Source organism: Pseudomonas sp. PDM27 (assembly GCF_019219205.1).
Classification (GTDB): domain Bacteria; phylum Pseudomonadota; class Gammaproteobacteria; order Pseudomonadales; family Pseudomonadaceae; genus Aquipseudomonas; species Aquipseudomonas laurylsulfatiphila.
The window spans coordinates 195,131-214,203 of sequence record NZ_JAHUWF010000009.1 but is presented as its reverse complement, the minus strand read 5'-3'; the positions used below and the strand labels follow the sequence as shown (position 1 = coordinate 214,203).

20 protein-coding genes and 1 pseudogene are annotated in these 19,073 nt (G+C 58.9%); 12 read left to right on the top strand and 9 right to left on the bottom strand.

The annotated features are described in order from the left end of the window. Window positions 1-2 precede the first annotated feature (2 nt). The 6 genes from KW838_RS19575 to KW838_RS19550 form a co-directional block, all read right to left on the bottom strand. Window positions 3-659 (bottom strand): DedA family protein, encoded by a 657-nt coding sequence (locus tag KW838_RS19575; RefSeq protein WP_095965734.1) that lies wholly within the window; start codon window positions 657-659, stop codon window positions 3-5. Between the two features lie 234 nt (window positions 660-893). Next, window positions 894-1,355: an N-acetyltransferase gene (locus KW838_RS19570; protein WP_104451315.1), complete on the bottom strand. Its 462-nt coding sequence runs from the start codon at window positions 1,353-1,355 to the stop codon at window positions 894-896. A 114-nt stretch (window positions 1,356-1,469) separates the two neighbouring features. Beyond that, the gene (eutC, locus tag KW838_RS19565; protein ID WP_371317877.1) at window positions 1,470-2,306 is read right to left on the bottom strand and encodes an ethanolamine ammonia-lyase subunit EutC; all 837 of its coding nucleotides are present in this window, start codon (window positions 2,304-2,306) and stop codon (window positions 1,470-1,472) included. Then, window positions 2,303-3,697 carry an ethanolamine ammonia-lyase subunit EutB gene (locus tag KW838_RS19560; RefSeq protein WP_102702056.1) on the bottom strand — a complete coding sequence of 465 codons (1,395 nt, stop codon included), beginning with the start codon at window positions 3,695-3,697 and terminating at the stop codon, window positions 2,303-2,305. The genes eutC and KW838_RS19560 overlap by 4 nt, the downstream gene beginning before the upstream one ends. A gap of 194 nt (window positions 3,698-3,891) precedes the next feature. Next, on the bottom strand, window positions 3,892-5,265 hold the full coding sequence (gene eat, locus KW838_RS19555) for an ethanolamine permease (protein WP_104451318.1): 1,374 nt from the start codon (window positions 5,263-5,265) through the stop codon (window positions 3,892-3,894). A 272-nt stretch (window positions 5,266-5,537) separates the two neighbouring features. Further along, window positions 5,538-7,058, bottom strand: coding sequence for an aldehyde dehydrogenase family protein (locus tag KW838_RS19550; RefSeq protein ID WP_218502677.1), 1,521 nt, complete (start codon window positions 7,056-7,058; stop codon window positions 5,538-5,540). Between the two features lie 403 nt (window positions 7,059-7,461). Between KW838_RS19550 and KW838_RS19545 the strand changes: the two genes are divergently transcribed. The 4 genes from KW838_RS19545 to KW838_RS19530 all read left to right on the top strand — a co-directional run bounded on the left by KW838_RS19545 (window position 7,462) and on the right by KW838_RS19530 (window position 11,820). Then, window positions 7,462-9,378 carry a sigma-54-dependent Fis family transcriptional regulator gene (locus tag KW838_RS19545; RefSeq protein WP_218502676.1) on the top strand — a complete coding sequence of 639 codons (1,917 nt, stop codon included), beginning with the start codon at window positions 7,462-7,464 and terminating at the stop codon, window positions 9,376-9,378. A gap of 186 nt (window positions 9,379-9,564) precedes the next feature. Continuing rightward, window positions 9,565-10,914 carry a UDP-N-acetylmuramate:L-alanyl-gamma-D-glutamyl-meso-diaminopimelate ligase gene (mpl, locus tag KW838_RS19540; RefSeq protein WP_218502674.1) on the top strand — a complete coding sequence of 450 codons (1,350 nt, stop codon included), beginning with the start codon at window positions 9,565-9,567 and terminating at the stop codon, window positions 10,912-10,914. Beyond that, window positions 10,911-11,543 carry a flavin prenyltransferase UbiX gene (gene ubiX / locus KW838_RS19535; protein ID WP_015096988.1) on the top strand — a complete coding sequence of 211 codons (633 nt, stop codon included), beginning with the start codon at window positions 10,911-10,913 and terminating at the stop codon, window positions 11,541-11,543. The genes mpl and ubiX overlap by 4 nt, the downstream gene beginning before the upstream one ends. Next, entirely contained in the window at window positions 11,536-11,820 is a 285-nt protein-coding gene (locus KW838_RS19530) for a YceK/YidQ family lipoprotein (protein ID WP_102700923.1), read from the top strand. The genes ubiX and KW838_RS19530 overlap by 8 nt, the downstream gene beginning before the upstream one ends. 146 nt (window positions 11,821-11,966) lie before the next feature. Here KW838_RS19530 and KW838_RS19525 read toward each other — a convergent pair whose 3' ends face one another. From KW838_RS19525 to KW838_RS19515, 3 genes are all read right to left on the bottom strand, one after another. Continuing rightward, a complete protein-coding gene (locus KW838_RS19525) occupies window positions 11,967-12,608 on the bottom strand; it encodes an oxidoreductase (RefSeq protein ID WP_102700924.1) in 642 nt (213 codons plus the stop codon). A gap of 27 nt (window positions 12,609-12,635) precedes the next feature. After that, a complete protein-coding gene (locus KW838_RS19520; protein WP_218502672.1) occupies window positions 12,636-14,354 on the bottom strand; it encodes a C13 family peptidase in 1,719 nt (572 codons plus the stop codon). A 114-nt stretch (window positions 14,355-14,468) separates the two neighbouring features. After that, a complete protein-coding gene (locus tag KW838_RS19515; RefSeq protein WP_007979717.1) occupies window positions 14,469-14,924 on the bottom strand; it encodes a MaoC family dehydratase in 456 nt (151 codons plus the stop codon). Window positions 14,925-15,117: 193 nt separating this feature from the next. On the opposite strand from KW838_RS19515, the gene KW838_RS19510 reads away from it, so the two are divergent. The 8 genes and pseudogenes from KW838_RS19510 (at window position 15,118) to KW838_RS19475 (ending at window position 19,018) form a co-directional block, all read left to right on the top strand. Further along, the gene (locus KW838_RS19510) at window positions 15,118-15,480 is read left to right on the top strand and encodes a CidA/LrgA family protein (protein WP_015096984.1); all 363 of its coding nucleotides are present in this window, start codon (window positions 15,118-15,120) and stop codon (window positions 15,478-15,480) included. Then, window positions 15,477-16,193, top strand: coding sequence for an LrgB family protein (locus tag KW838_RS19505; protein ID WP_102700926.1), 717 nt, complete (start codon window positions 15,477-15,479; stop codon window positions 16,191-16,193). The genes KW838_RS19510 and KW838_RS19505 overlap by 4 nt, the downstream gene beginning before the upstream one ends. A gap of 10 nt (window positions 16,194-16,203) precedes the next feature. Then, on the top strand, window positions 16,204-16,794 hold the full coding sequence (locus tag KW838_RS19500; protein WP_007998442.1) for an LON peptidase substrate-binding domain-containing protein: 591 nt from the start codon (window positions 16,204-16,206) through the stop codon (window positions 16,792-16,794). Between the two features lie 497 nt (window positions 16,795-17,291). Next, window positions 17,292-17,495, top strand: coding sequence for a cold-shock protein (locus KW838_RS19495; RefSeq protein ID WP_102700927.1), 204 nt, complete (start codon window positions 17,292-17,294; stop codon window positions 17,493-17,495). A gap of 79 nt (window positions 17,496-17,574) precedes the next feature. Continuing rightward, on the top strand, window positions 17,575-17,784 hold the full coding sequence (locus KW838_RS19490; protein ID WP_102700928.1) for a hypothetical protein: 210 nt from the start codon (window positions 17,575-17,577) through the stop codon (window positions 17,782-17,784). A gap of 130 nt (window positions 17,785-17,914) precedes the next feature. Then, window positions 17,915-18,118 (top strand): cold-shock protein, encoded by a 204-nt coding sequence (locus KW838_RS19485; RefSeq protein ID WP_102700929.1) that lies wholly within the window; start codon window positions 17,915-17,917, stop codon window positions 18,116-18,118. 256 nt (window positions 18,119-18,374) lie between these two features. Further along, window positions 18,375-18,655: pseudogene (locus tag KW838_RS19480) on the top strand (ATP-dependent protease); the annotation flags it as partial. Between the two features lie 111 nt (window positions 18,656-18,766). Continuing rightward, window positions 18,767-19,018 carry a hypothetical protein gene (locus KW838_RS19475; protein WP_218502664.1) on the top strand — a complete coding sequence of 84 codons (252 nt, stop codon included), beginning with the start codon at window positions 18,767-18,769 and terminating at the stop codon, window positions 19,016-19,018. The last annotated feature ends 55 nt before the right edge of the window (window positions 19,019-19,073 follow it).

Below are 19,073 nucleotides of genomic sequence, written 5' to 3'. Positions count from 1 at the left end.
TGTCAGCGCGATTCGGCTTTGGAGCTCGAACCGGCAAGGCGGCTGCGCACCATGCCGATGATCATCGGCACCAGCGAGAGCAGGATGATGCCCACAATCAGCAGCGACAGGTTCTTCTTGATGAACGGTACGTTGCCGAAGAAATAACCGAGCGTCACCAGGCCACCGACCCACAGGATGGTGCCCAGCACACTGAAGGCGAAGAAACGCGGATAGGGCATTTTCCCCACCCCGGCGACGAAGGGGGCAAAGGTCCGGATGATGGGCAGGAAGCGCGCCAGGGTCACGGTTTTGCCGCCATGCTTGTCGTAGAAATCGTGGGTTTGTTGCAGGTAGTCGCGGCGGAAGATCTTCGAGTTCGGATTGCTGAAAAGTTTTTCACCTGCCGTTCGTCCGATGATGTAGTTGGTGCTGTCGCCCAGGATCGCCGCCAGCATCAGCAGGCCGCCGAGCAGTACCGGGTCCATGCCGCCACCGGCCGCCACGGCGCCGGCGATGAACAGCAGGGAGTCGCCGGGCAGGAAAGGCATGACCACCAGGCCGGTTTCACAAAAGATCACCATGAACAGAATGGCGTAGATCCATGCCCCGTAGTTGGCTACAAGCATGTCGAGGTAGACGTCGAGATGCAGGACAATGTCGATCGGGTTGAAATCCATGGATAGCACCTGTGGTATTGGCCCGACTCTACAGGCCTGTGCGGATGACTTCGCGTAAGACTACGGATAGGGGTAGTTTTTCTTACAAGCCGGGAATATCGGAATTATACGAGGCGAGTGGTGAAAATCGCGTCGAGATTGTACCGGGGAATGTCATGACAGGGCTGATGTTTGATAACGAACAGGTGGGAGCGAGCCTGCTCGCGATGCCATCGCGAGCAGGGTGCCGGTGGTTCAGAGTTCGTCGCTGATCGGCAGCACATAGTTCTTGAATTCGGTGTCTACCTTGAAACCGATGGACTCGTAGGTTTTCTGCGCGATTTCGTTGTTGCTGCTGGTGGAAACGCGCATGCGTACGGCATTGGTTTCCTTGGCCATTTTTTTCGCGGTACGGATCAGGTTGTCGGCCACCAACTGGCGGCGGGCGTCCTCGGCGACATAGATATCGTTGAGGATCCACACACGCTTGAGTGACAGCGAGGAGAAGCTCGGGTACAGCTGACAGAAGCCCATCAGCTTGTGGCTGTCGTCATCGGACAGAGCCAGGTAGATCACCGACTCCTTGCGACGCAGGCGTTTTTCGAGGAACGCCCGGGACGAGTCCGGATACGGCAGGGAGCCATAAAACTCGCGATATCTGACGAACAACGGGGTCAACAGGTCCAGGTGTTCGAGGGTCGCTTGAATAATCCGCATGGTAGGTCTCGTCTTCAAGTGGCTGTCTTACGTCTCTGACGGCGATGGGAAACCCTTGGCGGCCGCGCAACGATCCTGCCTGAAACGGGTACGAATGTGCAATGTGGAAGCGGTTCAGGCATTCGGTGGCCCAAGCAGGAAATTATCTTTCATGTCGGCTCCCGCGTCCGACTCCAGTGTCTGGACCTGTGCTTCATCCTTCAGATTGACCCCTGACAACTGCCGCCGGCAGGCTTCGCGCATCAAATACAGCAAACGGTGTGCCGCCATGCCGTAACTCAGGCCTTCGAGCCGCACGTTGGAGATGCAATTGCGGTAGGCATCGGTAAGGCCGACCTTGGGATTGTAGGTGAAATATAAACCCAGGCTGTCCGGGGAGCTGAGGCCAGGGCGTTCGCCGATGAGGATGACGGTCATTTTCGCACCCAGTAACTCACCGATTTCGTCAGCGACCGCCACGCGTCCCTGTTCCACCAACATCACTGGCGCAACAGTCCAGCCTTCGGCTGCAATCTGTTCTTCGAGGCGTGCCAGAAAGGGCAGGGTATGGCGATGAACGGCCAGTGCCGACAGGCCGTCGGCGATCACAATCACCAGATCGACCCCGCCAGGATGCGCCGCAGCGTAGTCACGCAGGTTTTTTGCCGACGCATCACTCAGCTTTCGTCCCAGGTCCGGGCGTTGCAGGTAACTGTTGCGGTCGATTGCGGCGCTGTGCAGCAAAAGGCTTTCGTGTCCGCGTTCGGCCAGTTGTGAGTTGAGTGCCGCGTGATCGAACGGCAAGTGCACCGCATCCCGTGCCTGGGCGTGGGCGTACTGGAAGTCCAGTTGCGCGCGGGTGGGAATACTGGTGCCGGTTCGGCCCAGGGCAATTCGCGCCGGTGTCAGGCGTCGCAGTTCCAGCCAGGGGTTGTGGGGGTCGAAGGGTAGTTTATCCATGTCATTACTCATCCCAATTGCGCCAAGGCCTGCCGAAAGGCTGGCGGCAGGCTGTCACCGAAGAGAATCCTGCCGTCCGATTGAGTGAAGATGCCCATTTTCGCCAGCCATTGCTCGAACTCCGGCGCGGGCTTCAACCCCAGGGTCTGTCTGGCGTAGAGCGCATCGTGGAACGAGGTGGTCTGGTAGTTGAGCATGATGTCGTCGGAACCCGGGATACCCATGATGAAGTTGATCCCGGCGACACCCAGCAGGGTCAGCAGGGTGTCCATGTCGTCCTGGTCGGCTTCGGCATGGTTGGTGTAGCAGATGTCGCAACCCATGGGCACACCGAGCAATTTGCCGCAGAAGTGGTCCTCCAGGCCGGCGCGGATGATCTGTTTGCCGTTGTACAGGTATTCCGGGCCGATAAAGCCGACAACGGTATTGACCAGAAACGGGTTGAAGTGGCGCGCGACGGCATAGGCGCGGGTTTCGCAGGTTTGTTGATCGACGCCATGGTGAGCGTTGGCCGACAGGGCGCTGCCCTGGCCGGTTTCGAAGTACATCAGGTTCTGGCCCAGGGTGCCGCGATTCAGGCTCAATCCGGCGTCATGGCCTTCCTTCAACAGACTCAGGTTGATGCCGAAACTGGCATTGGCCGCTTCGGTGCCGGCGATCGACTGGAACACCAGGTCCAATGGGACGCCGCGATTGACCGCTTCGATCGACGTGGTGACATGGGTCAGCACACACGCCTGGGTCGGGATTTCGTAGCGTTGGATGATTGCGTCGAGCATCTCCAGCATCGCGCAAATCGAGGCGATGCTGTCGGTGGCCGGGTTGATGCCGATCATTGCGTCGCCATTGCCGTGCAGCAGGCCGTCGAGAATGCTCGCGGCGATGCCGGCCGGTTCGTCGGTGGGGTGGTTCGGTTGCAGTCGCGTGGACAGGCGGCCGCGCAGGCCCAGGGTGCCGCGAAACTGCGTGACCACGCGGATTTTTTGCGCCACCAGCACCAGATCCTGCACGCGCATGATCTTTGATACGGCAGCGGCCATTTCCGGCGTCAGGCCGGGTGCCAGGGCGCGCAGGACCTGTTCGTCGGCGGCATCACTGAGCAGCCAGTCGCGAAAACCGCCGACAGTGAGGTGGCTGACGATCGCGAAGGCCTGTTTGTCATGGGTGTCGATGATCAGTCGTGTGACTTCATCGGACTCGTAGGGGATCAGTGCTTCCTGCAGAAAGTGGCTTAGCGGAGTGTCGGCCAAAGCCATCTGTGCGGCCACTCGCTCGCCATCGTTGAGCGCGGCGACGCCGGCCAGAAAATCTCCGGAGCGGGCCGGGCTGGCCTTGGCCATCACTTCCTTGAGGCTGTCGAAGCGGTAAGTCTGGGCGCCGACGGTATGGGCGAATGTGGCCATGGGCGGTGTCCTTCTGTTCTGTAAATGTCGCAAATTCACCCGACTCCCTGTAGGAGCTGTCGAGTGCAACGAGGCTGCGATCTTTTGATCTTGCCCTTAAAGATCGCAGCCTCGTTGCACTCGACAGCTCCTACAGAGGGCGGCGTGCACTTCAATCATGCAGGCGCCGGGCAGCGGGCCCGGCACCGGTGCATTTAGATACCTTCGAGCATAGCGTCCGCCGGTGCTTCGGAGCGCTGCCGGGCGGTCAATTGGAAGTACAGGTAGCCGGCGATCATGAACCCGAGGAAGATCAGGCCGATCAAGGTGTTGAACCACGCCATCGCCACCAGGCACACCACCGCCAGGAACAGTGCGATCCCCGGTACGATTGGATAGCCCGGTGCGCGGAAGGTGCGTTCCAGATTCGGTTCGGTTTTACGCAGTTTGAACAGGCTCAGCATACTGATGATGTACATCACGATGGCGCCGAATACCGACATGGTGATCATCGCCGCCGTCAGCGTCATGCCTTGCAGGTTGACCAGGCCGTCGCTGTAGATGGCTGCAATGCCGATCACACCACCAGCCAGAATGGCCCGGTGCGGTGTCTGGAAGCGCGAGAGTTTGGCCAGGCCTTTGGGCAAGTAGCCAGCGCGAGCCAGGGCGAAGAACTGGCGTGAATAGCCGAGAATGATCCCGTGGAAACTCGCCACCAGGCCGAACAGACCGATCCACACCAGCATGTGCATCCAGGTCGAATTATTGCCGACCACGGCCTTCATCGCCTGGGGCAGCGGATCGTTGATGTTCGACAGTTGGCGCCAGTCGCCGACGCCGCCCGCCATCACCATCACGCCGATGGCCAGGAACACCAAGGTCAGAATGCCGCTGACGTAGGCCTTGGGGATGGTGCGTTTCGGGTCCTTGGCTTCTTCGGCGGCCATGGCTGCGCCTTCGATGGCGAGAAAAAACCAGATCGCGAAGGGAATAGCGGCGAAAATGCCAGGAATCGAGCCCATCGTGAACTCATTGGCACCCGACCAGCCGTTCAGTACGAAGTTGCTGAAACTGAAGCCCGGGGCGACCACGCCCATGAACACCAGCAGTTCTGCGACGGCCAGTACGGTCACCACCAGTTCGAAGGTGGCCGCGATGCTGACGCCGAGGATATTCAGGCCCATGAACACGAAGTAAGCGCCAACGGCGGCGATCTTCGGGTCCAGTTCCGGGTATTGCACATTGAGGTAGGCACCGATGGCCATGGCGATGGCCGGTGGGGCAAAGACGAATTCGATCAAGGTGGCGATGCCGGCGATCAACCCGCCTTTCTCACCAAAGGCCCGGCGACTATAGGCAAATGGCCCGCCGGCGTGGGGAATCGCCGTCGTCAGTTCGGTGAAGCTGAAAATGAAGCAGGTGTACATCGTCGCCACCATCAGGGCGGTGACGAGAAAACCCAGTGTGCCTGCGGTGCCCCAGCCGTAACTCCAGCCGAAGTACTCGCCGGAGATCACCAGGCCGACGGCAATGCCCCAAAGGTGCAGGGTGCCGAGTGTGGGTTTGAGCTGTGTGGAAGAAGTAGTCATAAGTCCTCTCTATTTTTTATTGTTCGATCTTTTGGACTTTCGGGTGTGACGGGTTGGGTGAAACGCTGAATGACGGGTACGCAAGGCCCGTGCCAGAGCGGCCAGAGCGGGGTGGTTTGTCATTTAGGGCGCCATCGCGAGCAGGCTCGCTCCCACAGGGTTATGGGGTGAAATCACTATTGAGGAGCCGGCCCGGATCTACTGTGGGAGCGAGCCTGCTCGCGATGGCTATCGAAAGGGCGATGCAGTGTTAAGTGCATCGCCCCCGCTGCTTAGAAGAAACCCAACGGATTGATGTCGTAGCTCACCAGCAGGTTTTTGGTCTGCTGATAGTGATCGAGCATCATCTTGTGGGTTTCACGGCCGACGCCGGACTTCTTGTAGCCGCCGAACGCGGCGTGTGCCGGGTACAGGTGGTAGCAGTTGGTCCATACACGACCGGCCTTGATCGCCCGGCCCATGCGGTAGGCGCGGTTGATGTCGCGGGTCCAGAGGCCGGCGCCCAGGCCGAACTCGGTGTCGTTGGCGATGGCCAGGGCTTCGGCTTCGTCCTTGAAGGTGGTGATGCTCACCACCGGGCCAAAGATTTCTTCCTGGAACACGCGCATCTTGTTGGTGCCCTTGAGCAGCGTCGGCTGGATGTAATACCCGCTCGCCAGGTTGCCCTCGAGTTTTTCCACCTTGCCGCCAGTCAACAGTTCGGCCCCTTCGCCCTTGGCGATTTCCAGGTACGAAAGGATCTTGTCGAATTGCTGCTCGGACGCCTGGGCGCCGACCATGGTGTCGGTGTCCAGCGGGTCGCCGCGTTTGATTTGCAGGACTTTCTTCATCACCACTTGCATGAATTCGTCGTAGATCGACTCCTGCACCAGCGCGCGGGACGGGCAGGTGCAGACTTCGCCCTGGTTGAAGAACGCCAGCACCAGGCCTTCGGCGGCTTTCTCGATGAAGGACGGTTCGGCCTTCATGATGTCTTCGAAGAAGATGTTCGGCGATTTGCCACCCAGTTCCACGGTGGACGGAATGATGTTTTCCGCGGCGCATTTCATGATGTGCGAGCCAACCGGGGTCGAGCCGGTGAAGGCGATCTTGGCGATGCGCTTGCTGGTGGCCAGGGCTTCGCCGGCTTCTTTGCCGAAGCCTTGCACGATGTTCAGCACACCCGGTGGCAGCAGGTCGCCGATCAGTTCGACCAGCACGGTGATGCCCAGTGGGGTTTGCTCGGCGGGTTTGAGCACGATGCAGTTACCGGCAGCCAGGGCCGGGGCGAGTTTCCACGCGGCCATCAGGATCGGGAAGTTCCACGGGATGATCTGGCCGACCACGCCGAGGGGTTCATGGATGTGGTAGGCCACGGTGTTGCCGTCGATTTCGGCAGCGCTGCCTTCCTGGGCGCGGATGCAGCCGGCGAAGTAGCGGAAATGGTCGGCGGCCAGCGGGATGTCGGCGTTGAGGGTTTCACGTACGGCTTTGCCGTTGTCCCAGGATTCGGTGATTGCCAGCAGTTCCAGGTTCTGTTCGATGCGGTCGGCGATTTTCAGCAGCACCAGCGAGCGCGCCTGGGCGGACGTGGCGCCCCAGGCATCGGCGGCTGCGTGGGCAGCGTCCAGGGCCTTGTCGATGTCTTCGGCCGTGGAGCGGGGGAATTCGGCAATCGGTTGGCCATTCACTGGCGAGGTATTGGTGAAGTACTGACCTTTGACCGGCGCGACGAACTCGCCGCCGATGTAGTTACCGTATTTGGCTTTGAACGAAACGATAGCGCCTTCAGTACCGGGGTGAGCGTAACGCATGGTGGTCTCTCCTTGCTTTTGTGCTTATAGGGAGTCGCGCATGTGCGCTTGCTATAAGCGTAGAGCAAGGGGCGGGCCAGTGCGTTGCAGCTCAGGCAAATCAAGGCCTTGCGCATTTTTTGTCGGACGGATGGAGTGCACCTGTGACGCTTTCGGTACAGGTGGCGTGACACTTTGTACCGCTTCTGGCACAGCCTGTGACCGGGTGGTCTTGCCAGCATTGCAATGCGGGCCCGGCTGGAGGATGCTCGGGCAATCATAAGGACTGACGCTGCATCACCCCTGTAGGAGCTGCCACAGGCTGCGATCTTTTGACTTTGATTTTTTCAAGATCAAAAGATCGCAGCCTGCGGCAGCTCCTACAGGGAACGTGTACACCTTTCGGGGGGGAGAACAATAAGAAATGCACGACAACCATTTGAGTCGCCATGCCCAGCAAGTTCTGACCGTCACTCAGGGCAAGGCCCACCTGCATGGCCCTGGCAGTGACCCGTCCATCGCCCGCTCCTGGCTGCGCTGCCTTGAGGACTATCACCTCGACCCGGCCCTGAGCATCGCACCGACGGTGCTGGAACACGGTCGTGTCCTCGAAAGTCGCGAACGCTTGCAGCAAGTGCTGCACATCGCTGGCAATGAAATGACCAGCCTGCACCAGCAACTCTCCGGTGCCGGCCATGCAGTGCTGCTGACCGACGCCCGCGGCGTGATCCTCAATTGCGTCACCGCACCTGCCGAACGACAGATTTTCGAGCGTGCCGGGCTTTGGCTCGGCGCCGACTGGAGCGAGGCCTGCGAAGGCACAAACGGCATCGGCACCTGCCTGGTGGAACGTCAGTCGCTGACCATCCATCAGGACGAACACTTTCGCGGCCGCCACACCGGCCTGACCTGCTCGGCGAGCCCGGTCTTCGATCCCCATGGCGAATTGCTGGCCGTGCTCGACGTGTCGTCGGCGCGGCGCGATGTGTCGCGGCAAAGCCAGTTCCACACCATGGCGCTGGTCAATCTGTCGGCGAAGATGATCGAGAGCTGCTACTTCCTGCGCTGCTTCGACAATCAATGGTTGCTGCGTTTTCACTTGCAGGCCGAGTCCGTTGGTTTGTTCAGCGAAGGGCTGCTGGCGTTCGACGGAGAAGGACGCATCTGCGCGGTCAATCAGAGTGCGCTGAACCTGCTGGGGCACATTCGCGGCGGCTTGCTGGGTAAACCGGTGGAGGCGTTTTTCGATTGCTCCCTCGATGAGTTGCTGGGGCGGGCGAGTATCAATGCCGCAGCCAGTTGGCCATTGCGTACCCGTGATGGTCGCAAGTTGTTCGCGGTATTGCGCGGCGAGGCGCGGCGGTCGCTGCCGACTCCGATGGAGCCTGCTCCCAAGGCTGCACCGGCACCGCGCCTGTCGGGCATTTGCCTGGATGATGTGACCTTGCAGGCGGACTTCCGCAAGGCCTTGCGCGTGTACGAGCGCGACGTGCCGCTGCTGATCAACGGCGAAACCGGGTCCGGCAAGGAGGCCTTCGCCAAAGCGGTGCACCACGCCAGCCAGCGGGCGGAAAAAGCCTTCGTCGCCCTCAATTGCGCGGCCATTCCCGAGAGCCTGATTGAAAGCGAGCTGTTCGGTTACCGTGGCGGCAGCTTCACCGGCGCACGCAAGGAAGGCATGCGTGGCAAGTTGCAACAGGCCGACGGCGGGACCTTGTTCCTCGATGAAATCGGTGACATGCCACTGGCCCTGCAGACGCGATTGCTCAGGGTGCTGGAGGACCGGCAGGTGGTGCCGATCGGTGGCGAGCCGGAAGCGGTAAACGTGCGGATCATCAGCGCCACCCACCGTAATTTGCTGGATCGCGTGCAGGACGGCAGCTTCCGCGAGGATTTGTATTATCGCCTCAACGGGCTGGAAGTCGCGCTGCCGGCTTTGCGTGATCGCAGTGATAAATCGCAGTTGCTCGATTTTTTACTGGCCGAAGAGGCGCACGGAGAAGCGGTGTTGATTGACGGGCCGGCACGCGAGGCTTTGTTGGGATTTGCCTGGCCGGGCAACGTACGCCAGTTGCGAAATGTGCTGCGTACGCTGGCAGCTCTGTGTGAAGACGGACGGATCGGCCTGGAAGATTTGCCGGCCATGATCCGTTCGGCCAGGCCGGCGGTGGCGCAGGCTATCGAAGAGCCATCGGAGCATCCGCTGGAGGATGCCGAGCGGCTGGCGTTACTCTGTGCGCTGGAGCAGACGCGGTGGCATATGACGCATACGGCGGAGCAGTTGGGGGTCAGTCGAAATACCCTCTACCGGAAGCTGCGTAAACACGGTATTGCCCGGTAAACCGTGTCGCGGTCTTTCGCGAGCAAGCCCGCTCCCACATTTGCCCGGAGGTGTTCACAGATTTGTGTTCACTATAAAGCCAATGTGGGAGCGGGATTGCTCCGGGCGGCGTCCTCAACTCTGAAACATCAGGTGCGATTTTCCCCTCCCTAAGCTAACCTGCGACCAAGTTTTACGAGGTCGACTATGCACATTCATATTCTTGGTATCTGCGGCACTTTCATGGGGTCAATGGCGGTTCTGGCCAAAGAACTGGGCCATCACGTGACGGGCTCCGATGCCAACGTCTATCCGCCGATGAGCACTCAGCTGCAAGCCCAGGGCATCGAGTTGACACAAGGCTATGACCCGGCACAACTCGATCCGGCCCCCGATCTGGTGGTAATCGGCAACGCCATGTCCCGGGGCAACCCGGCGGTGGAGTACGTGCTGAACAAAGGCCTGCCGTACGTTTCCGGCCCGCAATGGCTGGCGGATCACGTGCTGCAAGGTCGTTGGGTGCTGGCCGTTGCCGGTACGCACGGCAAGACCACCACCAGCAGCATGCTGGCCTGGGTGCTGGAGCATGCAGGCATGGCCCCGGGCTTCCTGATCGGCGGCGTACCGCAAAACTTCTCGGTGTCGGCACGCCTGGGTGATACACCCTTCTTCGTCATCGAAGCCGACGAGTACGACAGTGCGTTCTTCGACAAGCGCTCCAAGTTCGTACATTACCGCCCGCGCACGGCAATCCTGAACAACCTTGAGTTCGATCACGCGGACATCTTCCCGGACCTGCCGGCCATCGAGCGGCAGTTCCATCACCTGGTGCGGACCATCCCGAGCGAAGGCCTGGTGATTCATCCGACCACTGAGCCGGCGTTGCAGCGCGTCATTGAAATGGGTTGCTGGACCCCGGTGCAAACTACCGGCGCCGGCGGTCAGTGGCAGGTCAAGTTGCTCAGTGAAGATGGCTCCAGGTTCGAAGTGATGTTCGAAGGCATCGCCCAGGGTGTGGTCGAATGGGACATGACTGGCCAGCACAACGTCGCCAATGCATTGGCCACTTTGGCCGCTGCACGCCACGTCGGTGTGGTGCCATCCATGGGCATCGCCGCGTTGAGCGCCTTCAAGAGCGTGAAACGCCGGATGGAGAAAGTCGCGGAAGTCCGTGGCATCACCATCTATGACGACTTCGCTCACCACCCGACCGCCATCGCCACCACGCTGGACGGCCTGCGCAAGCGCATCGCCGATGCACCGTTGATCGCGATCATCGAGCCACGCTCCAACTCCATGAAACTTGGCGCACACCGTGACGGCTTGCCGGAAAGCGTGGTCGATGCCGATCAGGTGATCTGGTACGCACCCGCCAACCTCGGCTGGGACCTGGCGGGCACCGCGGCACTGTGCACTGTGCCGTCGATTGTCAGCGACTCCCTTGAGGGCATCATCGATCGTGTGAAGAGCCAGGCCCAACCCGGGACTCACGTGGTCATCATGAGCAACGGCGGCTTCGGCGGCCTTCACGGCAAGTTGGCCGAGGCACTCAAATGAACAACGGCCCGGACCGTATCACCCTGGCGATGACTGGTGCTTCAGGCGCCCAGTACGGTTTACGCCTGCTCGACTGCCTGGTGCGGGAAGATCGTGAAGTGCACTTCCTGATTTCCAGGGCCGCGCAGTTGGTGATGGCGACCGAAACTGACGTCACGCTGCCGTCCAAACCGCAGATGATGCAGGCGTTTCTCACCGAGTACACGGGGGCCGTCGCCGGGCAGATTCGGGTGTACGGCAGGGAAGATTGGATGTCGCCGGTAGCCTCGGGTTCGGGCGCGCCAGCGGCGATGGTGGTGGTGCCGTGCTCCACTGGCACCTTGTCGGCGATCGCTAGCGGCGCCTGCAACAACCTGATCGAGCGTGCTGCCGATGTGACGCTCAAAGAGCGTCGCCAACTGATTCTTGTGCCTCGCGAGGCGCCGTATTCGAGCATTCACCTGGAGCACATGCTCAAGTTGTCGAACATGGGTGTGACAATCCTGCCGGCATCACCGGGCTTTTATCATCAGCCGCAAACCATCGACGACCTGATCGATTTCGTCGTGGCACGGATCCTTAACCTGCTGAATATTCCTCAGGACATGCTCCCGCGTTGGGGCGAGCATCATCTGACCAGCGATGAATAAGCTGTTGGTGATGGCGCTGGTGCTGCAATTGGCCGGGTGCGCCACGGTGCGCACCCTCGATGCGGCCAAGCCGGGGGCGCCGGTGGTGTACGCCGGGACGCGGCTGGATTTGTATGCGATGAATGGCGGTTGTTGCGCAATGGACCGTTTCGGCGCGCAAGCGCCGAGCTATCCGGGCGTTGATCTGCCGGCCAGTGCGTTGCTCGACACACTGCTGTTGCCGCTGTCGTTGCTGACGGTGATCGGGGTGAGTTTTCAGGCAACGGGTGGGTTGTAAGGGTGTGGCGAGGGGGCTTGCCCCCGTTGGGCTGCGGAGCAGCCCCAAAACCGGCCATCTCCATTTTTCTGATACACCGCGAGTTCCATATTTACGACTGCTGCGCAGTCGAACGGGGGCAAGCCCCCTCGCCACAGATCCGCGGATTACTTGCCGAGTTTGCGCAACTCATCCGACTCGACAATCCGCACGCCATCCTGCTCTTCGAGCGCAAGACGCCACATGGCGCGGGCCAGTTGGCAGGCTTCGATGCCGTGGTATTTACCGGGGATCAGGCGTGACAAGGGGCCGGCGACTTTCTCGGCCAGGCGCGGCTCAACGCGATCTCCCAGCAACAGCGAAGGGCGGCAAATAGTCAGCTGCGGCCAGTCCTGTGCGCGCAATGCGTACTCCATCTCGCCTTTGACCCGGTTGTAGAAAATCGAGGATCGGCGATCGGCGCCCAGGGCACTGATCACGATCAGGTGCCGTGCGCCCATCTCCCGTGCCCGTTTGGCGAATGCCACCACCATGTCCAGGTCCACTGCGCGAAACGCCTCCTCCGAGCCGGCTTGCTTGATCGTGGTGCCCAGGCAGCAATAGGCTATATCGACCCGCCCGTTCAGTTGTGGCAGGAACGCCCTCGGGTCGCCGACCGGGTTTTCCAGGTGCGGGTGTTTGGCCAGTGGCCGGCGTGAAGGGGCCAAAACCCGGGTGATCGTTGGCTCGCTGAGCAAGCGATCGAGCAGATGTTCACCCGTCAAACCGGTGGCTCCGGCGAGCAGCACATGCTGAGGCGTCAAGTACATAGTGTTTCTCCCTTGATACTGTTCAGCTTAGTTGCTGTTTGCATCCTTGCTTTGCATGGATGCACTTTGCAGCGCTTTTCGTGCCTGTTGTTTGCGCAATAGTTGCCAGTGCGAGAGGACGGTTTTCGGTGCCCAGATCTGTGGTTCGGAGGCTTCGAAGCCGTCCGCCAGTTCACGCTCGGCGACAGTGGCTTTGGCTCGTTTGAAGGCTTGTTCCAGATCATCGGTCTGGTTCAGGGCCTGGACGAACAGGGCATCGCCGAAGTAGGTGAAGTTGGCTTCCTCCGAGCACCCGAAGGAGACTCGGTCTGCCCGCGAGGCCGTCATGACCAGGGTCCGTTCATCCTTGAGAGCGGGGATGAAACCGCCGGAGTAGCAGGACGAAATCACGATGATCTTGTCGCGGTTTTTCAGCGGGGCGAGAACAGCGGCCAATTCGTCGGCTGGCAGATCGGCCAGTTCCATGCGCGGCTGGTCCAGTACCAGTTCGTGTTCGCTGGTGCCATGGCTGGTCAGGTAGATGAAAATCAGGTCTTCCGGACCGCTGCGTTCAGCCAGCGCCAGGGCCGCGCGACGCAGGTTCTCCCGGGTAGCCATCGGGCGGTCGGCGAGGTGGTCACGATGGTTCACCAGGCGGATCTGGCCGAAGGCGCCGAAACGGGTGGAGAGCATATTGGCGACGTAGTCGGATTCGCGCAGAAACACGCTTTGCTTGCCATCACCGCCCAGGGTCAACGAATACAGCTCCACCGCCGGGGTCGAGGGCGGAATGTTGGCCAGCGCTGCGTCGAGCAAGCGCCCCTGTGCCAACAGGCCGAGCTCGAGTGTGTCAGGCAACAGTTTGCCCTCGGCGTCGCGCACGCGCTGGCCATTGATCCAGGTGCCGCTAAGCACGGTGCCATCGGTCAGCACCAGCGTGCCACGCCCCTGGTAGCTGTCGTTGTCGAACTGGCCGGTGTAAAAGCTGCCGTCGGCGAGGTTCAGCCGGCCCTGGCCGGAAAAGCGCCAGTCGTTGAACTGGCCGATGTAGTGGCTGCCGTCAGTGCCGATCAACTCGCCCTTGCCGTTCAGCGAACCTTCCTTGAACTGGCCCAGCCACACATCGCCGTCGGCGTTTTCGTAGCGGCCTTTGCCGTGCAGTTGATTGTTCTTGAAGCTGCCGACATAGATGTCGCCATCGGCGCTGTTGAACGTGCCGTTGCCTTCCAGTTGGCCGTCGACAAAGTGCCCGGTGAACTGATTGCCGTTGCCGTCACCGCGCTGGCCTTCGCCGTTGGGTTTGCCGTGGGCGAACTGGCCCTGATAGGAGCTGCCGTCTTCGAGTTCGAGGCGACCCAGGCCGGCGTATTGATCGGCCTTGAACTCACCGCGGTAGCTCATGCCGTTTTCATTGAGCGTGCCTTCGCCGTCGCGGCGACCCGCCTTGAAGCCGCCGCTGTAGCTGTTGGCGTTGGTGGTCAGTGCACCCTGGCCGTCGAACAGTCCCTGATTGAACTGCCCGCGATAGACTTCGCCATTGCTGCCATGCCATTCGCCCTGGCCCTGCCACTGGCCTTTGTCGAATTCGCCGGCGTACCAGCTGCCGTTCGGGTAGTCGATGCGACCCTTGCCTTGCAGCAAGCCATTGACCAGGTCACCGCGATAGCGTCCGCCGTCCGGCAGGCGTGCGTCGGGGGGCAAAAGAGATTCGCCGTCGCCGCAAGCGGTGAGCATCAGGGTCAAGGCAAGGAGTGCAAGTGGGCGCATAGCGGATTCCGGGCAATTAGGCGAGGGAGTATGCCGCAGCCATGTGTCCTTATATAGGGCGAGGTACCGCAAGAGGGCGCGAAACAGCAGGAGCTGCTTCGCATCCCGGAAGGCTTACACGAAGCACAGGGACAGGGGTTCGGCGATATACGCCGGCTTGTCCGAACCTTCGATTTCCAGGGTGGTGGTGGCCTTGAGCAGCCATTGGCCGGGTTTCTTCTCTATGACTTCGGTCAGGTCGACCTTCAGCCGTACCCGCGAATTAACCTTGACCGGCTGGATGAAGCGCACGCTGTCGAGGCCGTAGTTGACCACCATCTTCAGGCCTTGTGGCATGACGAGGATGTCTTCCATCAACTTCGGAATCAGCGACAACGACAGAAAGCCGTGAGCGATAGTGCTGCCAAATGGCGTTTGCGCGGCCTTGACCGGGTCGACGTGGATGAACTGGAAATCCCCTGTGGCTTCGGCGAACAGGTTGATGCGGTCCTGATCGATGGTGAGCCATTCGGAACGTCCAAGTTCCTTGCCGACATAATCTTTGAGCTCTGCAACTGGAACATAGGGCATTGAGACTCTCCTTGGGTTCATCGGTTTTATAGTTTTGAGTTGGGGGGATTTGACCTCCCGGCTTACCACTTTAGATCAACATGGCTGAACGTCGCGGTCAACTGGCCATGCTTTTGGCGAATGCCGGTCTATAGCGTGAGCATGCTTATAATGCCAAGCCAATGCGGGTGACGGATTTTGCGGGAGATCTTTGATGTTGTTACGGGGCCTGACGTGGCTGGTGCTGTTCCAATTGCTCGGCACGGCGATCAATCATTTGTTTCTGCCTGTGCTGCCGGGGCCGATTGTGGGGTTGCTGCTGTTGCTGGTTTACCTCATCTGCCGCGGCCAGGTCGGCGAGCCACTGAACCTGGCGGCCGGCAGCCTGCTGCGCTACCTGCCGCTGTTGCTGGTGCCGCCGGCCGTGGGCGTGATGGTGTATGCCGCTGACATCGCGGCGGACTTCTGGGCCATCGTCGGTGCGCTGGTGTTGTCGCTGTTGCTTTCGATGGCCTTCGCCGGGGTGCTGATGCAGCGCATGGTCAAGCGTCACGCGCACTCCGAGGACAACCAATGATCTTCGACTGGCACGGCGCCTGGGCCTCGGTGATTCACCATCCATTATTCGGCATCGGTATCACCCTCGGTGCCTATCAACTCGTCCTTGCAGCATTCGAGAAAACCCGCTGGATCTTTTTGCAGCCGGTGCTGGTCTCCATGTTGCTGGTGATCGGTGTGCTGGTGGGTTGCGGCCTGACTTACGCCGAGTACCGCAAAAGCACCGAGATCCTGAGCATCCTGCTCGGTCCGGCCACTGTCGCGCTGGCGGTGCCGCTTTATCTCAACCTGCGACGGATTCGGCAGTTGTTCTGGCCGATATTTACTACGCTGGTGATAGGCGGGGTGGTGGCCACGGGTATGGGCGTGTTGTTGGGGTGGTGGTTCGGTGCCGAGCACATGATCCTGATGACCATGGCACCGAAGTCGGTGACGTCGCCGATTGCGATGCTGGTGGCTGAACAGATCGGTGGGGTCGCGGCGCTGGCAGCGGTGTTCGTCCTGATTACCGGTGTGATCGGGGCGATTTTCGGCCCGGCCCTGTTGACTCGCCTCGGCGTGCAAAGTCCGGAAGCCAGGGGTATGGCACTGGGCATGACGGCCCACGCGGTCGGCACGTCGGTGGCGTTGCAGGAAAGTGAAGAGTGCGGCGCCTTCGCGGCGCTGGCAATGAGCCTGATGGGTGTGGCCACGGCGGTTTTCCTGCCGCTGGCGGTGTCGATGGTCGTGTAAGGAAATGTCTATGAGTCTGCCGCTTTTTCCGTTGAACACAGTGCTGTTCCCAGGTTGCATCCTCGATTTGCAGATCTTCGAAGCGCGCTATCTGGACATGATCGGCCGCTGCATGAAGCAGGGTGGCGGGTTCGGCGTGGTGTGCATCCTCGATGGCGAAGAAGTCGGAATCGCCCCGGCCGGCTACGCGCTGGTGGGTTGTGAAGCGCTGATCACCGATTTCAAACAGCAGGACAACGGCCTGCTGGGGATTCGGGTCCAGGGCGGTCGGCGCTTTCACGTTTTGCGTACCGAAGTACAACGGGATCAGTTGACCGTCGCCGAGGTCGAGTGGCTGGAAGACGAGCCGGAGCAACCGCTGCAGGACGAGGACGCCGATCTGGTGGCGTTGCTCAAGGCTCTGGCGGAGCACCCGATGGTCGAAGCCTTGAACATGGGCACCGAAGCGACCGGGCAACAATCGCTGGCTAATCAGTTGGCCTACCTGTTGCCATTTGCGGAACTGGACAAGATCGACCTGCTGCAACTCGACGATCCACAGCAACGACTGGATGCAATTCAGGCATTGTTGGACGAGTTACAAGGGGAGTTGTTTGCTTAGTTGTAGAAAATAGTAATGTGTAAAGTAATTCATTTCATGTGGAGCACTTGTTTGCTCTGGCTTTTTGACGTTTCAGTCAGCGTTGTATGACAAATAATTACACACTTATAAAGTTTGAGTGTGATTAACGGTCAGTCGCAATTAGTAGCGGTTTTGGCTTCGTGCCTGCATTGCATTGCAGTGTCGTTTGAAATAGCTTCTGAGTTCTCACGTTTTGGTGGGGTAACTTAAGGTATTGAAGATGAATGCTATAGCAAGTTCGAGGGCTTGCACTCCGGTTTGCAAATCCTGAGTTGGACAAGGGGATGTCAGAGTCATTTCAGCGAATGTCGCGTCATTGCTTGGTTGAATGCAAAGGCCTATAGAGTGTCATTCTGAATTTTGCATGAGTGCGCGCTCGCGCCAAGAGTGTGTGAGTAGTCGACTTATAAAAAAAGCTGCGCGCAATGGCGAGATTTTTTAACGATATTTGTATATTCAATAAGTGGAAGCGAGAAATGAAAACGGGAACAGTCAAGTGGTTCAATGATGAAAAGGGGTTTGGGTTTGTTACGCCTGATGATGGCAGTGCGGACCTTTTCGTTCACTTTAGCGCAATAAAGGCTGATGGTTTTAAAAGCCTTAAAGAGGGGCAGAAAGTATTTTTCAAGTCGATCCCAGGGCCTAAAGGAATGCAGGCAGAGGACGTGAATGTTGTTTAAACGCTCCGCTGGGCTATAACGAGCTGCTGGTAAGCACGAATGCAATTTTTTGTGGGGCTGGCTTACCCTTGGAGTAGATATGGAAAAAACAAATTCATCAGGGTCTCCTGATACAGAAAACTTCACTGAGGGGCTCGAGGAGCATGAGGTGTTTTTTTCCCTTGATCAGGCTGAGCTCGACAAGCTGAAAATCAAGCCCGGGCAATTGGTGAGCTACGAACTATGTCGGGGAGATAATGGAAGGTATTACGCCATCAACCTTGAAATCGTTGATGCCGAAGAAAGTTGACGGCGGCAATGTCCGATCGTTTGTGTCGCTGGAATGCTACGGGGTCATTGTGCTGGAAAAGTGTCCCGACGCGATACGATGGGTTGTTGTCTCTTGATCTATATATTATTAAGCAAGCGGAAGCACGAAAATGACAACAGGTACAGTCAAGTGGTTCAGTGATGAGAAGGGCTTCGGGTTTATCACGCCTGATGATGGAAGTTCCGACCTTTTTGTTCACTTCAAAGCAATAAAGGCTGACGGATTCAAAAGTCTCATAGCGGGGCAGAAAGTATCTTTCAAGGCCGTTCCAAGTGCCAAAGGAATGCAGGCAGAAGATGTGAATCTTTTGTAACGTTGCCTGGTTTTTTGCTGTCGGGGTATCGCCATCAATCTCCTATTGATTGATGGCGAAAAGCATTGAGCAGCAGCTACCCGGTATGAGTTGCAAGGGAAGATATCGTTTACAGGTGCAAAAATGTGGTCAGGAGCTGCCTGACCATGCCCTGGAATCGAGAGTCCCCAATGGATCAGAGAGCGAGGTTCATAGGCGACTGGCTGTCCGGCGCCTACTCCAAAAATGAGTTGGCGCGACACTACGTCGTTACCCGGCCTCTTTGCACTGGCTGGAAGACGAGCCGGAGCAGCCGCTGCAGGACGAGGACGCCGATCTGGTGGCGTTGCTCAGGCCCTGGCTGAACACCCGATGGTCGAAGCCTTGAACATGGGCACCGAAGCGACCGGGCAACAGTCACTGGCCAATCAGTTGGCGTACCTGCAGCCTTTTGCCGAACTGGACAAGATCGACCTGTTGCAACTTGATGATCCGCAACAACGACTGGATGCGATTCAGGCGTTGCTGGATGAGTTGCAAGGTGAGTTGTTTGCTTAATTGTTTTGTTCTAATTTTAAAGGCTGGAGATCTTGTAGTGGATGGTTGTTTTATATAAGTTCTCCGTGTGCCCCGGATTTGGGGTTGTTAATAACAAGGAGAGTTTGAATTATGAGCAATGATATTGAAGAAATTGGGTTGGTTCATCCCTCGCAGGAGAAAGAATCTTATTTGATTCGGTTGCTTGTCTGGAGTCAAGTGGCCGATGAGTTGCTTGAGGCCAATCCGGATGCCAGATATGTTGACGTCAAGGATAAGGTGGGAAAGGAGCTTGGTACTGTATTCCGACAATATTATGGGCGTCTGGATAAGTATCTTGAGGTGCGCGCTGAGGGCTTTATGAATGAGCTCCCACCGTTTTAGTTAAATATTTGTTGTTCCAGGTCGGTGGGGCGCTTCAAAGGTTAAAATCAATTGC

What these genes read in the sequence shown, in the direction of transcription:
- KW838_RS19575 (WP_095965734.1), bottom strand. Translation starts at nt 659, where the DNA reads ATGGATTTCAACCCGATCGACATTGTCCTGCATCTCGACGTCTACCTC.
- KW838_RS19570 (WP_104451315.1), bottom strand. Translation starts at nt 1,355, where the DNA reads ATGCGGATTATTCAAGCGACCCTCGAACACCTGGACCTGTTGACCCCG.
- eutC (WP_371317877.1), bottom strand. Translation starts at nt 2,306, where the DNA reads ATGAGTAATGACATGGATAAACTACCCTTCGACCCCCACAACCCCTGG.
- KW838_RS19560 (WP_102702056.1), bottom strand. Translation starts at nt 3,697, where the DNA reads ATGGCCACATTCGCCCATACCGTCGGCGCCCAGACTTACCGCTTCGAC.
- eat (WP_104451318.1), bottom strand. Translation starts at nt 5,265, where the DNA reads ATGACTACTTCTTCCACACAGCTCAAACCCACACTCGGCACCCTGCAC.
- KW838_RS19550 (WP_218502677.1), bottom strand. Translation starts at nt 7,058, where the DNA reads ATGCGTTACGCTCACCCCGGTACTGAAGGCGCTATCGTTTCGTTCAAA.
- KW838_RS19545 (WP_218502676.1), top strand. Translation starts at nt 7,462, where the DNA reads ATGCACGACAACCATTTGAGTCGCCATGCCCAGCAAGTTCTGACCGTC.
- mpl (WP_218502674.1), top strand. Translation starts at nt 9,565, where the DNA reads ATGCACATTCATATTCTTGGTATCTGCGGCACTTTCATGGGGTCAATG.
- ubiX (WP_015096988.1), top strand. Translation starts at nt 10,911, where the DNA reads ATGAACAACGGCCCGGACCGTATCACCCTGGCGATGACTGGTGCTTCA.
- KW838_RS19530 (WP_102700923.1), top strand. Translation starts at nt 11,536, where the DNA reads ATGAATAAGCTGTTGGTGATGGCGCTGGTGCTGCAATTGGCCGGGTGC.
- KW838_RS19525 (WP_102700924.1), bottom strand. Translation starts at nt 12,608, where the DNA reads ATGTACTTGACGCCTCAGCATGTGCTGCTCGCCGGAGCCACCGGTTTG.
- KW838_RS19520 (WP_218502672.1), bottom strand. Translation starts at nt 14,354, where the DNA reads ATGCGCCCACTTGCACTCCTTGCCTTGACCCTGATGCTCACCGCTTGC.
- KW838_RS19515 (WP_007979717.1), bottom strand. Translation starts at nt 14,924, where the DNA reads ATGCCCTATGTTCCAGTTGCAGAGCTCAAAGATTATGTCGGCAAGGAA.
- KW838_RS19510 (WP_015096984.1), top strand. Translation starts at nt 15,118, where the DNA reads ATGTTGTTACGGGGCCTGACGTGGCTGGTGCTGTTCCAATTGCTCGGC.
- KW838_RS19505 (WP_102700926.1), top strand. Translation starts at nt 15,477, where the DNA reads ATGATCTTCGACTGGCACGGCGCCTGGGCCTCGGTGATTCACCATCCA.
- KW838_RS19500 (WP_007998442.1), top strand. Translation starts at nt 16,204, where the DNA reads ATGAGTCTGCCGCTTTTTCCGTTGAACACAGTGCTGTTCCCAGGTTGC.
- KW838_RS19495 (WP_102700927.1), top strand. Translation starts at nt 17,292, where the DNA reads ATGAAAACGGGAACAGTCAAGTGGTTCAATGATGAAAAGGGGTTTGGG.
- KW838_RS19490 (WP_102700928.1), top strand. Translation starts at nt 17,575, where the DNA reads ATGGAAAAAACAAATTCATCAGGGTCTCCTGATACAGAAAACTTCACT.
- KW838_RS19485 (WP_102700929.1), top strand. Translation starts at nt 17,915, where the DNA reads ATGACAACAGGTACAGTCAAGTGGTTCAGTGATGAGAAGGGCTTCGGG.
- KW838_RS19475 (WP_218502664.1), top strand. Translation starts at nt 18,767, where the DNA reads ATGAGCAATGATATTGAAGAAATTGGGTTGGTTCATCCCTCGCAGGAG.